Raw genomic sequence first — 14115 nt, 5'->3', positions numbered from 1 at the left:
ATGTGTCTAAGAGACAGCCGATGGGGGCGCGGTGCCAGGCGGCGGTCAGCTCCCAGTTGCGGTCCAGGTTGCGGTACCAGTTGATCGGGCCGGTGAAGCCGCTCTCGGCGTACTCCTCGACGTAGGCGGCGATGTCGGCGTCGGTGAGCCAGCCAGGCAGCTTCTCCGGCTCGGGCAGCGCGTCGAGGAACGCGCCGCCCTCGGGGGCGATCAGCGGCGGGGCGGGGCCGTCGCCGGACATGCCGTAGAGCATGCGCCGGAAGGTGGCGGCTCGGTCGCGGGCGAGTTCGGCCTCGGGGGCGTCCGGCTGCTGGAAGCGCACCATGTAGAAGCCGTCGCCGAACAGGCGGCGCATCGACTCCACCGGCGGCCTGCTGGAGCGCGGGCGGTGCGGGACGGACATTCCGATCACGCCGCGCACCTTGTCGGGACGCATCTGCGCCACGGCCCACGCGACGGGCGCGCCCCAGTCGTGGCCGGCGACGACGGCTCGGTCGGCGCCGAGGGCGTCGATGAGCCCGACCGCGTCCCCGGCCAGGTGCAGGATCGTGTACTGGTCGGTCTCCGCCGGGCCTCCGGTCCGGGCGTAGCCGCGCTGGTCGGGGGCGACGGCGTGGAACCCGGCCTCGGCGAGCGCGGTGAGCTGGTGGCGCCAGGAGTACCAGCATTCGGGGAAGCCGTGCAGCAGCAGGACGAGCGGCCCCTCGCCGGCCTCGGCGACGTGCATGCGCAGGCCGCTCGCCGACCGGACGAAGCGGTGCGTGATGTCGGTCATCGATACCCCTCGCGGTGGGCGGGACCGTGCGAGGCCAACGGTAGCCCCACCGGTTCCGGTCCGTGCGCCGGGACGGCCGGAAATCACGGGTCCCCGCCGCCCATACCGTCCGGTGGTGGATTGTGTGCCCGGGACACATGGGAGGGCGGGGTCGCGCTCCGTAGGTTCAGCGCATGACGAGCGTGACACCCCGGCCGGGCGCGGGGACTTCGGGGACGCTGGATCTGTCGGGGCGGCGCGCCCTGGTCACCGGCGGCGCGGGCGGCATCGGCCGGGCCTGCGCGCGGCGGCTGGCGGCGGCGGGCGCCGAGGTGGTGGTGGCCGACCTGGACGGGGCGGCGGCGGAGCGGACGGCGGCCGAGTTCGGCGGCGTCCCGCTGCTCGCCGACCTGTCCGACACGGGCGCGCTCGACGGGCTGGCGTCCGGCGTCGACATCCTGGTCAACAACGCGGGCATTCAGCATGTGGCGCCCGTCCACGAGTTCCCGCCGGAGATGTTCGCGCGGATCCTGCGGCTGATGGTGGAGGCGCCGTTCCGGCTGGTCCGGGACGCGCTTCCCGGCATGTACGAGCGGGGCTGGGGACGGATCGTCAACATCTCGTCCGTGCACGGGCTGCGCGCGTCGCCCTACAAGTCGGCCTATGTGACGGCCAAGCACGGGCTTGAGGGGCTGTCCAAGGTCGTGGCGCTGGAAGGCGCCGCGCACGGGGTGACGTCCAACTGCGTGAACCCGGCCTATGTCCGGACGCCGCTGGTGGAGAGCCAGATAGCCGACCAGGCGCGCGCGCACGGCATGCCCGAGAGCGAGGTCGTCGAGCGGGTGATGCTCGACCACGCGGCCGTGAAGCGGCTGATCGAGCCGGACGAGGTCGCCGAACTGGTCGGCTACCTGTGCTCGCCGGCGGCGTCCATGGTGACCGGCGCGTCCCTCGCACTCGACGGCGGCTGGACGGCCCATTGAGAATGGCCCGTATGTCCTGCGGCGTCTTCCTCGAACTGCTGGCCCGCGAGGCCTCCCCCGTCGAGTTCGAGGGTCCCCTCGTCCAGGCGCGGGCGGACGGCGCGCCGCCCGCCGTCCTGGAGGAGCTGGAGGCGGCCAAGCTGGCCGCGCTCCGGGTCCGGATGATCATGCGGCGGCACGCCCGGCGGGAGGCGGAGCTCGCGGCGCTGTTCGACACCGCCGGCGACCTCGCCGGGCTGCGCGACCTCGACGCGGTGCTGGAGGCGATCACCCGCCGCGCCCGGCGGCTGCTGAACGCCGACATCGCCTACCTGACGCTGAACGACGACGAGCGCGGCGACACCTACATGCGGGTGACGGACGGGTCGGTGTCGGCGGCGTTCCGGCGGCTGCGGCTGCCGATGGGCACCGGGCTCGTCGGGCTGGTCGCGCAGACGGCCATGCCCTACAACAGCGACCACTACCTCGGGGACGGGCAGTTCCAGCACCGCGGCTACATCGACGACGCGGTCACCGAAGAGGGCCTGGTCGCCATCCTCGGCGTGCCGATGCGGCTGGGCAGCCGCGTCATCGGCGTGCTGACCGCCGCGAACCGCAGCGAGCGCCCGTTCGACCAGGAAGAGGTCGCGCTGCTGGGCTCGCTGGCCGCGCATGCCGCGATCGCCATCGACAACGCGCGCCTCTTGGAGGAGACCCGTACCGCCCTGGACGAGCTGAGCGCCGCCAGCGAGGAGGTCAAGGCGCGTAGCGCGGCCGTAGAGCGGGCGGCGCGCGCGCACGACCGGATGACGGCGGTCGTGGTCCGGGGCGGCGGCGTGGAAGACGTCGGCGCGATCGTGACGGAGCTGCTCGGCGGCACCTTGCACGTGCTCGACGCGGACGGCCGGCAGCTGGCCACGACGGGTGCCGTGTCATCGGGCCTGAGCGATGACGAACTGGCCGGTGTGTCGGCCTCCGCGCACTCTGCGCGCGCGCAGGGCAGGACGATCCGGCGCGGCGACCTGTGGATCGCGTCGGTGTCGACCGGCGACGAGATGCTCGGGACGCTCGTCCTGCGCACCTCCGACGAGGTGGACGACGCCGACCAGCGGATCCTGGAGCGGGCCGCGCTCGTCACCGCCCTGCTGCTGCTGTTCCAGCGGAGCGTCACCGAGGCGGAGGGGCGGGTGCGCGGCGAGCTGCTCGACGACCTGCTCTCCGGCCGCCGGACGGGCGCGGAGGCGCTGTCGGCCCGCGCCCGGCGCGTGAACGTGGACCTGAGCGCCCCGCACGTCGTGCTGTGCGCGAAGTACGAGTCGCGCGAGCACCGGCAGCGGGCCGCGTTCTGGGCGTCGTCCTACGCGGCCGTGGAGCACGGGCTCGCCGCCGACCGCGCGGAGGAGATCGTGCTGTTCCTGCCGGGCGACCGCCCCGGCGACGCGGCGCGGCGGGTCGCCAAGGAGCTGGGCGCCTCGCTGGGCGGGCCGGCGACGGTCGGCGCCGCCGGTCCCGTGCACGGGGCCGCCGAGGTCGCGGGCGCGCACCGGGAGGCGCAGCGCTGCGCGGACGCCCTGCTGTCCCTCGGCCGCCGCGGCGACGGCGCGGGCGCGGCCGAACTCGGCTTCGTCGGCCTGCTCATCGGGGACGACCGGGACGTGACGGGCTTCCTCACCAGCGCGCTCGGTCCCGTCCTCGACTACGACGAGCGGCGCGGGACGTCCCTCGTCCAGACCCTTGAGGCGTACTTCGGGACGAGCGGGAGCCTGTCGCGGACGGCGGAGCGCCTGCACATCCACGTGAACACGGTGAGCCAGCGCCTGGACCGCATCGCCCGCCTGCTCGGCGATGACTGGCAGACCCCGGAACGCGCCCTCGAACTCCAGCTCGCGCTCCGCCTGAACCACCTCTCCCACTGAAAGCACGGCGTCACGAAAGCACGGCGTCACGAAAGCACGGCGTCACGACGGCACGGCGTGCCGCCCGCGCATCGCGGGCGGCACGCCGCTTTTCGCACACCGTGGTTCTCAGGCGGGGGCGCCCACCTTCGTCTCGTCCGGCTCGGGTGCCGGGCGGCCGCGGGACGACCGGGCGGCGATGAGGTCGCGCGCCGTGCCCCAGACGCCGCGGCGGAACAGCAGCACGACGATGATGAAGATCGCGCCGGTGATGATCCCGGTCTCCTCGAACCCGGCCGTCGCCAGGTAGTCGTGCAGCTCCACGACCAGGGCCGCGCCGATCGCGCCGCCCCACAGGGTGCCGATGCCGCCGAGGACGACCATCATCACGACCTGGCCCGAGGTCGTCCAGTAGACGCCCTGCAGGGACGCGAAGCCGTGCCCGACGGTGAACAGCCCGCCGGCCAGTCCCGACAAGGCCGCCGACAGGACGAAGGCGAGCAGCTTGTAGCGGTCGATGCTGTATCCGAGCGCCCGCGCCCTGTTCGGGTTGTCGCGGATGGACACCAGCACCCGTCCGAACGGCGAACGGACGATGCGCCAGGCCGCGAGCATTCCCACCAAGACGAAAGGCAGGGCCGCGTAGTAGAAGAAGAACGGGTCGGAAAGGTCGACTCCGAAGAACTCCCTGGGGATGCCCTGGAGACCGTTCTCTCCCCCGGTCGCGTCGCGCCACTGGTTGGCGACGAAGTAGACCATCTGAGCGAAGGCCAGGGTGACCATCGCGAAGTAGATGCCGCGCAGCCGCACCGACAGGAACCCGATCGGGACGGCGAGGGCGCCGGCGAACAGCGCCCCGCCCAGGACGGCCACGAAGAACGGCAGCCCGGAGTGCAGCGCGATCAGTCCGGTGACGTACGCGGACCCTCCCCAGAACGCCGCGTGCCCGAACGACAGGAGCCCGGTGAAGCCGAGCAGCAGGTCGACGGCGGCGGCGAACAGCGCCCAGCAGACGATGTCCAGGGCGACCGGCGGGTAGATGAACCACGGCAGGACCAGCGCCACCACCAGGCCGACGGCCAGCAGGATCGGCCGTCCGGCGAACTTGCTCAGGATCACGGCTTCTCCTCCATCACGGCTTGTCCTCCATCACAGCGCCTCCTCGCGTCCGAACAGGCCGGCCGGCCGCCACAGCAGCACGGCGGCCATCAGGATGAACACGAGCGTCTGCGAGAGGGACGGGACGTAGTAGTTGCCGAGGGCCGAGACCAGCCCGACCGCGAACCCGGCGGCGACCGAGCCGAACACCGACCCGAGCCCGCCGATCACCACGACCGCGAAGACGGTGATGATGAGGTCGGAGCCCATCAGCGGGTTGACGGCCCGCATCGGCGCGGCCAGCACCCCGGCGAACGCGGCCAGCGCGATGCCGAAGCCGAACACCGGGGTCACCCACCGGCCGACGTCGATGCCGAGCGCCCGCGACAGTTCCGGCTTCTCGGTCGCCGCCCGGACGATCATCCCGACGCGGGTGCGGGTCAGGACCACCCACACGCCCCCGCAGACCAGCACCGACACCACCAGCACGAACACCTGGTAGGCGGGGTAGCTGAACAGGCCCAGGTCGACCGACCCGCCCAGCGCGGACGGGCGCGGGTACGGCTGCGACTGCACGCCGTACTTCCGCTTGACCAGGTCTTGCAGGATGAGCGCCAACCCGAAGGTGAACAGGAAGTTGTAGAGCGGATCCAGCGGCGCCAGCCGGCGGATGAACAGCCGTTCCAGCACGACTCCCACCACGCCCAGCACGACGGGGACGATCGGCAGCGCCAGCCAGAAGTTCAGCCCCAGCGAGTCGAGCGCGATGAACGCCCCGAAGGCGCCGAGCATGTAGAACGCGCCGTGCGCGAAGTTGACCACGCCGAGCATCCCGAAGATGACGGCCAGGCCGAGGGCGAGCAGGGCGTAGAACGCCCCGCCCACCAGCCCGTTGAACGCCTGTTGCAGCACGTCAGGCCCGCCTCACAGGTTGCAGGACGCGTCCGGCTGCTGGAACGCCTCCGCCGCCGGGATCGTCTTGACGATCTTCTCGTAGTCCCAGGGCTCCTTGACCTCGCTGGACGGCTTCACCTGTGCGATGTAGGCGTCGTGGACGAGCAGGTGGTCCTCAGCCCGGATCGTCCCGGTGGAGGTGAAGACGTCGTTGACCTTGTGGCCTTCGAGCTGCTTCACCACATCGTCGGACTTGTCGGTGCCGGCGCGCTGCACGGCCTCCAGGTACTGGAGCGCCGCGGAGTAGTCGCCCGCGTGGACGGCCGTCGGCCGGGTGTTGGTCTTGGCCTGGAACTTGTCGGCCCACGCGCGGTTTCCGGCGTTGGCGTTCCAGTACCAGAAGTCGGTGAAGTACGTCCCCGCCAGCGCGTCCGGGGTGAGGGAGTGGATGTCGGTCAGGAACATGAGGCCGACCGCCAGCCCGACGCCCTTGTCGCGCAGCTTGTACTCGTTGTACTGCTTCACCAGGTTGACGAGGTCACCGCCGGCCTGCATGGCGCCCAGCACCTGCGGCTTGGGGTTGAGGTTGGGCGCCTTCAGCAGGAACGTGGAGAAGTTGTCGTTGGGGAACGGCGTCGGGTCGCTCTTCACGACCGTCCCGCCGGCGCCCTTCACGGCGGCCGTGAACGTCTTCTGCATGTCCTGCCCGAACGCGTAGTCGGGGTAGACGATGTACCAGTTCTTGGCGCCGTCCTTGGTGACCTCGGTGCCCGTGCCGTGGGCGAGCATGTAGCTGTTGTAGCCGTAGTGGAAGGTGTACTTGTTGCACTGCTTGCCTTCGAGCTCGGTGGTCGCGCCGCCGACGTCGATGAACACCTTCTTCTTGTTCTTCGCGACGGTGGCGACGGCGAGCGCGGCCGAGGACGTCGGGACGTCCACGATCAGGTCGGCCTTCTGCCGGTCGTAGAGCTCCTGCGCCTTGGAGTTGGCGATCTCCGGCTTGTTCTGGTGGTCGGCGGAGACCACCTCGATGTTCTTGGTGACCGCCTTGTCGCCGTACTTGGCCTTGAAGTCGGCGACCGCCATCTTCACCGCCTCGACGGCGTTCTTGCCCGACAGGTCGGCGTACACGCCGGACTGGTCGGTCAGCACCGCCAGGACGATCTTGTCGTCGCTGATCTTGCCTCCGCCGCCGCCCGGCCCGCCCCCGCACGCGGCCAGCAGCGCTCCGGCGGTCGCGATCGCGGCCGTGCGTCCGATAGTTCTCATGGGGGTTCTCCCTAGATTCCGAGGTACTGCAGGAGTTCGCTCTCGCGGGCGCGGACCTCGTCGTTGTCCATGGACTCGACGATCCGGCCCTCGGCGAGCAGGTGGTGGCGGTCGGCGACGGTGGCGGCGAAGTGCACGTTCTGCTCGATGAGCAGGACGGTCACCCCGGCCGCCTTGACCTCGCGGAGGATCGCGCCGATCTGCTGGACGATCAGCGGCGACAGGCCCTCGGTCGGCTCGTCGCACAGCAGCAGCCGGGCACCGGTCCGCAGCACCCGGGCCAGGGCGAGCATCTGCTGCTCGCCGCCCGACAGCTTCGTCCCGGGAAACCGGCGCCGTTCCTTGAGGCGGGGGAACGTCTCGTACACCCGGTCCAGCGACCACGGATCCGGGCCCATGCGCGGCGGCAGCGTCAGGTTCTCCTCCACCGAGAGCGTGGCGAAGATGCCACGGTCGTCGGGGACGTAGCCGAGGCCGCGCCGCGCGCGCTTGTGGGAGCTCATGGCGGAGATGTCCGCGTCCAGGAAATGGATCGTTCCGGACGTCCCCTTGTGGAGGCCCATCAGTGAGCGCAGCAGGGTGGTCTTGCCGGCGCCGTTGCGGCCGACCAGGGTGACGATCTCGCCTTCATCGACGTGCAGGGACACGTCGCGGAGGGCCTGGGCCTCGCCGTACCAGGCGGACAGCCCGTCAATGCGCAGCATCGGAGTCTCCGAGGTAGGCGGTGACGACGCGGGGGTCGTGGCGGATCTCGGCGTAGGGGCCCTCGACGAGGACCTGTCCGTGCTGGAGCACCGTGACGCGGTCGGCGAGGCTGGAGACGACGCTCATGTTGTGCTCGACCAGCACGACGGTCCGCCCAGCGCGGACCTTCTTGATGAGGTCGATCGTCCGGCCGACGTCCTCGACGCCCATGCCGGCGGTCGGCTCGTCCAGCAGCAGGACCTTGGGGTCGAGCGCAAGGGCCAGTGCCAGTTCGAGGGCCCGCTTGCGGCCGTAGGCCAGCGCGCCGGCGGTGATGTCCGCGTGGTCGCCGAGGCCGACCTGGCCGAGCAGCTCGGCGGCGCGGCCCGAGTAGCGCCCGAGCGCCCGGTCCGACCGCCAGAAGCGCCAGCCGAGACCGCTCCGCCCGGCCAGCGCCAGCTCCACGTGCTGGCGCGGCGTCAGCTCCGCGAACAGGCTCGTGATCTGGAACGACCTGGCGAGCCCCAGCCGCGCGATCCGCTCCGGGCTCCGGCCCGCCAGCTCGTGGCGGCCCAGCCGGACGCTGCCGGCCGTCGGCTTCAGGAAGCCGGTGAGCAGGTTGAACAGCGTGGTCTTGCCGGCGCCGTTCGGGCCCACCAGCGCGTGCACGGTGCCCTCCCCGATGTCGAGGTCGACGCCGTCCACGGCCCGGAAGCCGCGGAACTCCCGCACCAGCCCCCGTGCTCGAAGAACCGGTGCCTCGCGAACCGGGGCCTCCGGAACCGGCGCCTCCGGGACGGGACCGCCCATGCGCCCTCCTCACGCTCGTCGTAGGTGACCCGAACCACATCCGGGTCGCCGTGACCGGGAACGCTAGGTCGCGCCCGCCGGGCGAACCATGTGAGCCCACCCCACATTCGGACCCGCCGATACGGCCGTGAGCCACATCACGCCCAGGTCACCCCCATCGACACATGCCGGACTTCCGCGATATGTGGACCGGCCACGTGGTCGCGGTCACAGGGCACCGCTCACCATGGCGGGCGACCCGACGTCCCTTCCCGAGGAGGCGGAATGCCCGTCCGCACCGTCCTTACCGCCGCCGCGGCCGCCGCCGCGGTCACGGCCGCCCTCGCCGCGCCGGCGCACGCGCAGGAGCGCGGGCTCACCGTACCGGGCGCGGAGAAGCAGGTGTCGGCCCGCCTGGACGACCTCACGACCGCCGGCACGATCGCGTCCGGGCACACCGTCCCCGCCGACTTCGCCGGCCTGCACGCCGCCGGGACGCGCAATCCGACCGGCGTCCCGGGAATCCAGCTGGACGGGTATTTCCCGGACACCTCGACCTTCAACACCAACAACGGCTGGAACCACGACGCGCAGTTCGTCATCCGCCTGCCCGATCGCTGGAACGGCGGGCTCGTCGTCGCGGGCTCCCCCGGCAACCGCCGCCAGTACGCCAACGACGTCACCATTTCCGACTGGGCGCTCGGCAAGGGCTACGCCTACGCGGCCACGGACAAGGGCAACAGCGGCCTGGAGTTCTACAAGGACGGCCGCCGTCCCGGCGACGCCGTCGCCGAATGGAACCAGCGCCTGACCCAGCTCACCCGTGCGGCCAAGAAGGTCGCCCGCCGGCACTACGGAAAGGCTCCCCGCAGCACTTTCGCGGCGGGCATCTCCAATGGCGGCTACCTGGTCCGCTGGCAGTTGGAGAACCACCCCGAACTCTACGACGGCGGCATCGACGCGGAGGGCACGCTCTGGCGTGCGGACGGCCCGAACCTGTTCACCTACCTGCCGGCCATCCTGCGCGCCTACCCGTCGTACGCGGCCACCGGCGACCCGTCCGCCCACAAGGCGCTCCTGAAAGCGGGACTCGCGCCCGGCTCGGAATTCCTCTGGCCGTTCCACGACCAGGTCTACTGGGAACTCACCCAGCGCATCTACCGCGAGGAATTCGACCCGGCGTACACGGGCGCGGAGGCCGACTACGACTACGCGGCCCGTCCGAAGAAGGTGCACCGGGCGGTCGCCCGGATCTCCCTCACGGGCCGAATCGGCAAACCCCTGATCACGCTCCAGGGAACCTACGACTCGCTGTTGCCGATCAGCACCGACTCCGACGTCTACGCGAAACTCGTCCGCGCCCGCGGAAAGGCCCCCTACCGCTACTACCGCCTGGAGGCCGCCAACCACGTCGACGGCCTCTACGACGCCTACCCGGACCGCCTCCGCCCGCTTCTCCCCTGCATGCGGACGGCCTTCACCGCCCTCGAATCCTGGACGCGGAACGGCACGCCCCCGCCGGCGAGCGCCACGCTTCCCCGCCCCGCGTCCGGCGACCTCGTCAACACCTGCTCCCTCACCTCCTGAGGGGCCGGGCGACTCCGCGGAAAGGCGCCCCTGCGCAGGTCAGGGGCGCGTCCAGGCGAGGAGGTCGTCGACCGGGAGCGTGTTAACGATCCGGGACGCCGGCACTCCGCACCGGGCGGCTCGCTCGCAGCCGAAGGGCTGCCAGTCGAGCTGGCCCGGCGCGTGGGCGTCGGAGTCGATCGAGAAGCGGCAGCCGGCCTCGACGGCGAGGCGCAGCAGGCGCTTCGGCGGGTCGAGGCGCTCCGGACGGGAGTTGATCTCCACGGCGACGTCGTAGGCGGCGCAGGCGTCGAAGACGAGCGCGGCGTCGAACTCCGACTCGGGGCGCAGCCCGCCGCGCTTGCCGCCCGCCTTCACGATGCGTCCGGTGCAGTGGCCGAGGACGTTCACGCAGGGGTTCGCGATCGCGGTGACCATGCGTTTGGTCATGGCGACGCGGTCCATGCGGAGTTTGGAGTGGACGCTGGCGACGACGACGTCGAGGCGTTCGAGCAGGTCGGGGTCCTGGTCGAGGGTGCCGTCGTCCAGGATGTCGACCTCGATTCCGGTCAGGATGCGAAACGGGGCCAGTTCCTCGTTGAGTTCGGCGACGGTGTCGAGCTGGCGGCGCAGGCGGTCGGCCGACAGGCCGTTCGCCACCTTCAGTCGCGGTGAGTGGTCGGTCAGCGCGAGGTACTCGTGGCCGAGGCCGCGGGCGGTCTCGGCCATCTCCCGGATGGGCGAGCCGCCGTCCGACCAGTCGCTGTGGGTGTGGAGGTCGCCCTTGAGCGCGGCACGCAGGGCGGCCGCGGCCTCGTCCAGCGGCTCGCCCTCGGTGGCCTCCAGGCGGCGCAGGTAGACGGGGGTCTCGCCGCGCAGCGCCTCCTCGATCACCAGCGCGGTGACCTTGCCGATGCCGGGCAGCGCGGTGAGCGTCTTGTCGCGGGCGCGGGCGGCGAGTTCGTCCGGGGACGTCCGCTCGGCGAGGTCGGCGGCCGTGCGGAAGGCCCGGACGCGGTAGGTCGGCTCGTGGGCGCGCTCCAGCAGGAACGCGATGCGGCGCAGCGCTTCGACGGGCTCCACGCAACGCACCGTACCCAGGTATGACGGGACGTGTCCCACCACGGTCCCATCCGCCGTGCCCGTCCGGTCTCTAGCCTGGTCGTCATGGCCGGGGAGAAGACCGTGGACGGGACCGACGGCAGGATCGGGAGCGAGCCGAACCTGCTGCGCGCGGTGCTGCGCGACGGAATCCTGGCCGCCCTCGTGACGGGCCGGGCCGAGCCCGCGCCGCCGCTCGACCGGCCCTGGCCGGCGGGGCTGCGGTGGACGCGGTTCCTCGGCGTCGGGCGGCTGCCGTTCGGGCTGGTCGTGAACCTGTTCTGGCTCTTCCTCACGCTGCTGATCGTCAGCGGGACCAGCTCGATGCTGAAGGAGCCCGTGCGCGCCGACGCCGCCGGCTACCCCGGAGACGGCACGGCCCTGCTGGTCGCGGTCCTGGTGACCGCGCCGCTGGCGCTGCGGGACCGGCACCCGCTCGCCGCCTGGCGGATGAGCTTCGCGGGGCTGGCGGTGCTCGCGCTGAGCCCGTGGCCGCCGGGCATCGAGTACACCGAGGGCGGGGCCTTCGCCGCGCTCATGTGCCTCTTCACGGTGACGGTGCGCTGCTCGCGCGACGTCACCCTGGGCGTCGCGGTCCTGTCGCTCGCCGGGGTGTGGGTCAAGGACGCGGACTCGGCGCCCGGCGCGTCGGTGCTGATCCTGGTGCCGCTGGCGGTGGGCTACGCCGTCCGCGTCCGGCGGACGGCGAAGCGGGAGCTGGCCGAGCAGGAGCGGCGGCACCATGACGCCGAGGCGGTGCTGACCGAGCGGCAGCGGATCGCGCGGGAGCTGCACGACGTCGTCGCCCACCACATGTCGATGATCGCGATCCAGGCGGAGGCGGCCCCCTACAAGGTGGACGCCCTGCCGGAGGAGACCCGGCTCGACCTCGCCGAGATCCGCGCGACCGCGCTGGACGCGCTGACCGAGCTGCGCCGCGTCCTCGGCGTCCTGCGCGCGGAGGACGGCGCCGACACCGCGCCGCAGCCGAGCCTGGAGCGGCTGGACGAGCTGATCGGCCACGCGCGCGGCGCGGGCCTGCGGGTCGGGACGCGGCTGGACGGCGACCTCGCCGGCCTGCCGCCGGGCGTCGGCCTCACCGCGTACCGGATCCTGCAGGAGGCGCTGAGCAACGCGATGCGGCATGCGCCCGGTTCGCAGGTGGAAGTCCAGGTTTCCCGGGATGCCGGGGAGGATGGCATCGTATGGCTGGGCGTGGTCAACGGCCCGCCGGGCGGCGGGCAGGTGCCGCGCCCCCCGCTGCCGGGCGGCGGCCACGGGCTGCTCGGGATGCGGGAGCGGGCCGCCGCGCTGGGTGGTGAGCTGACCGCCCGTCCCACGTCCGAGGGAGGATTCGCCGTGACCGCCACGCTGCCGGTGAGGGCGCGGGAGACCACGTGACGATCCGGGTGGTGATCGTCGACGACCAGGGCATGGTGCGCGCCGGGTTCGGCGTGCTGCTGAACGCGCAGCCGGACATCGAGGTCGTCGGCGAGGCCGTCAACGGCGAGGAGGGCGTGCGCCGCGTCGCCGAGCTGCGGCCCGACGTGGTGCTGATGGACGTCCGCATGCCGGTGCTGGACGGCCTGGAGGCGACCCGCCGGATCATCGCCGATCCGCGGCTGGGGTCCGTCCGGGTGGTGATCTTGACGACGTTCGATCTGGACGACTACGTGTACGGGGCGATCAAGGCGGGTGCGAGCGGGTTCCTGGTGAAGGACACCGAGCCGCCGGAGCTGATCCACGGGGTGCGGGTGGTGGCGCGCGGGGACGCGCTGCTGGCGCCGACGGTGACGCGGCGGCTGATCGCCGAGTTCGCGTCGCGGATCACCGCGCCGCCGCCCGCGGTGGAGCTGAACGCGCTCACCGACCGGGAGCGGGAGGTGCTGGAGCTGGTGGCGGCGGGCCTGTCGAACGAGGAGATCGCCGGGCGGCTGGTGCTGTCGCCGGCGACGGCGAAGACGCACGTGAGCCGTATCCTGGCCAAGCTGGGGGCGCGGGACCGGGCGCAGCTGGTGGTGCTGGCCTATGAGTTGGGCGTGATCCGTCCCGGCTGGCTCGGCTGATCCCGCCGGGCGGGGCGCAACCGGGCGGGCCGGGGCGGTGTTGGACGGATGTGACGGTTACGGACGAGGCTTCTCCCCGCACCCGCGGCACCGGCACCGGCGACGGCATTGGCGACGGTGCCGGCAGGGGTGCGGGTGCGGCCGATGCGGCGGGCGCGGCGGTCGCCGCGGCGCTCGCGCGGGACCTGGACGCCGGGTTCGCCGATTTGTACGAGGCCTACCGGGGCGCGGTGTTCTCGACCGCGCTGCGGCTGTGCGGGCGGTGGGCGGAGGCGGAGGACCTGTCGGCGGAGGCGTTCCTGCGCGCCTACCGGGCGCTGGCGGGGTACGGGCCGGACCGGATCGCCGGGCTGCGGCCGCGGGCGTGGCTGCTGATGATCTTGACGAACGTGTGGCGCAACAGCGTCCGGTCGGCGGCGCGGCGGCCGGCTGCGGCGGGTCCGATCGAGGACGCTCCCGATCCGCCCGATCCGGGCGAGGGGGTGGAGGAGGCCGCGGCGCGCCGCGAGACGGGGCGGGAGCTGGCGGCGCTGCTGGCCGAGCTGCCGGAGGCGCAGCGGGCCGCGGTGGTGCTGCGGCACGTGACCGATCTGCCCGTCGCCGAGGTGGCGGCGGTCCTGGACCTGCCGGAGGGCACCGTGAAATCGCACGTCTCCCGGGGGCTGGCGCGGCTGCGGAGGCTGCGCGCCGCCCGGCAGGGGCAGCGGCGGGACGAGTGGGAGGGAGGTCCGCGATGACCGGCACCGATGCCGCCGGAGGGGCTGCTGGAGGGGCGGATCCGCTGGCGCGGGAGCTGGCGGGGCTGGCCGCCGACGCGCCGCCAGGACTGCTGGACCGCATTGCCGCGCGCCGTGTCCGCGTCCCGGGGCCGCTGGAGGAGGGGCCGCTGGGCGACCTGCAGGTGGCCTTCACCGACCGGGGTGTCGCCTACCTGCGCGCGGGGATGGGCGAGCGGGAGTTCGCGGAGGCGTTCCGGGCGCGGTTCGCGCGGCCGTTGCTGCCGGGGGCCCGTCCGCCGGCGGGGCTCCGTCTCCTAT

13 protein-coding genes and 1 pseudogene are annotated in these 14115 nt (G+C 72.6%); 7 read left to right on the top strand and 7 right to left on the bottom strand.

Annotation, left to right across the window (positions count from 1 at the left end; genetic code table 11):
* The coding region (locus E1284_RS30460; protein ID WP_131943606.1) for an alpha/beta hydrolase at nt 1-775 on the bottom strand (775 nt) is incomplete at its 3' end.
* 173 nt (nt 776-948) lie between these two features.
* On the opposite strand from E1284_RS30460, the gene E1284_RS30455 reads away from it, so the two are divergent.
* Together E1284_RS30455 and E1284_RS30450 are read left to right on the top strand one after the other, a co-directional pair.
* Complete coding sequence (locus E1284_RS30455; protein ID WP_131943605.1) at nt 949-1737, top strand: 3-hydroxybutyrate dehydrogenase; 789 nt, start codon at nt 949-951, stop codon at nt 1735-1737.
* An 11-nt stretch (nt 1738-1748) separates the two neighbouring features.
* The gene (locus tag E1284_RS30450; protein WP_243714840.1) at nt 1749-3632 is read left to right on the top strand and encodes a helix-turn-helix domain-containing protein; all 1884 of its coding nucleotides are present in this window, start codon (nt 1749-1751) and stop codon (nt 3630-3632) included.
* A 108-nt stretch (nt 3633-3740) separates the two neighbouring features.
* On the opposite strand, the gene E1284_RS30445 is transcribed toward E1284_RS30450, so the two are convergent.
* The 5 genes from E1284_RS30445 to E1284_RS30425 are packed head-to-tail and all read right to left on the bottom strand — an operon-like array spanning nt 3741 to nt 8366.
* Nucleotides 3741-4730, bottom strand: coding sequence for a branched-chain amino acid ABC transporter permease (locus E1284_RS30445; protein ID WP_131943604.1), 990 nt, complete (start codon nt 4728-4730; stop codon nt 3741-3743).
* 30 nt (nt 4731-4760) lie between these two features.
* Complete coding sequence (locus E1284_RS30440) at nt 4761-5621, bottom strand: branched-chain amino acid ABC transporter permease (protein ID WP_131943603.1); 861 nt, start codon at nt 5619-5621, stop codon at nt 4761-4763.
* A 12-nt stretch (nt 5622-5633) separates the two neighbouring features.
* On the bottom strand, nt 5634-6872 hold the full coding sequence (locus tag E1284_RS30435; RefSeq protein WP_131943602.1) for an ABC transporter substrate-binding protein: 1239 nt from the start codon (nt 6870-6872) through the stop codon (nt 5634-5636).
* Nucleotides 6873-6883: 11 nt separating this feature from the next.
* Entirely contained in the window at nt 6884-7576 is a 693-nt protein-coding gene (locus tag E1284_RS30430) for an ABC transporter ATP-binding protein (protein ID WP_131943601.1), read from the bottom strand.
* On the bottom strand, nt 7563-8366 hold the full coding sequence (locus E1284_RS30425) for an ABC transporter ATP-binding protein (protein WP_131943600.1): 804 nt from the start codon (nt 8364-8366) through the stop codon (nt 7563-7565). Before E1284_RS30425 ends, E1284_RS30430 begins: the two co-directional genes overlap by 14 nt.
* A 264-nt stretch (nt 8367-8630) precedes the next feature.
* Between E1284_RS30425 and E1284_RS30420 the strand changes: the two genes are divergently transcribed.
* Entirely contained in the window at nt 8631-9932 is a 1302-nt protein-coding gene (locus E1284_RS30420) for a 3-hydroxybutyrate oligomer hydrolase family protein (RefSeq protein ID WP_131943599.1), read from the top strand.
* Nucleotides 9933-9971: 39 nt separating this feature from the next.
* Here E1284_RS30420 and E1284_RS30415 read toward each other — a convergent pair whose 3' ends face one another.
* A complete protein-coding gene (locus E1284_RS30415; protein ID WP_207924040.1) occupies nt 9972-10994 on the bottom strand; it encodes a PHP domain-containing protein in 1023 nt (340 codons plus the stop codon).
* Between the two features lie 84 nt (nt 10995-11078).
* Between E1284_RS30415 and E1284_RS30410 the strand changes: the two genes are divergently transcribed.
* From E1284_RS30410 to E1284_RS30395, 4 genes and pseudogenes are all read left to right on the top strand, one after another.
* A complete protein-coding gene (locus tag E1284_RS30410) occupies nt 11079-12413 on the top strand; it encodes a sensor histidine kinase (RefSeq protein WP_131943597.1) in 1335 nt (444 codons plus the stop codon).
* On the top strand, nt 12410-13078 hold the full coding sequence (locus tag E1284_RS30405) for a response regulator (protein ID WP_279433086.1): 669 nt from the start codon (nt 12410-12412) through the stop codon (nt 13076-13078). The genes E1284_RS30410 and E1284_RS30405 overlap by 4 nt, the downstream gene beginning before the upstream one ends.
* Nucleotides 13079-13128: 50 nt before the next feature.
* Nucleotides 13129-13815, top strand: a complete 687-nt coding sequence (locus E1284_RS30400; protein ID WP_243714839.1) for an RNA polymerase sigma factor — start codon at nt 13129-13131, stop codon at nt 13813-13815.
* Nucleotides 13812-14115, top strand: a pseudogene (locus E1284_RS30395) (hypothetical protein); the annotation flags it as partial. The gene E1284_RS30400 and the pseudogene E1284_RS30395, both read left to right, overlap by 4 nt.

It is taken from the genome of Actinomadura bangladeshensis (assembly GCF_004348335.1).
In the GTDB taxonomy this organism is placed as follows: domain Bacteria; phylum Actinomycetota; class Actinomycetes; order Streptosporangiales; family Streptosporangiaceae; genus Spirillospora; species Spirillospora bangladeshensis.
The sequence above is the reverse complement of the archived record's forward strand: the minus strand, read 5'-3'. Positions and strand labels throughout refer to the sequence as shown.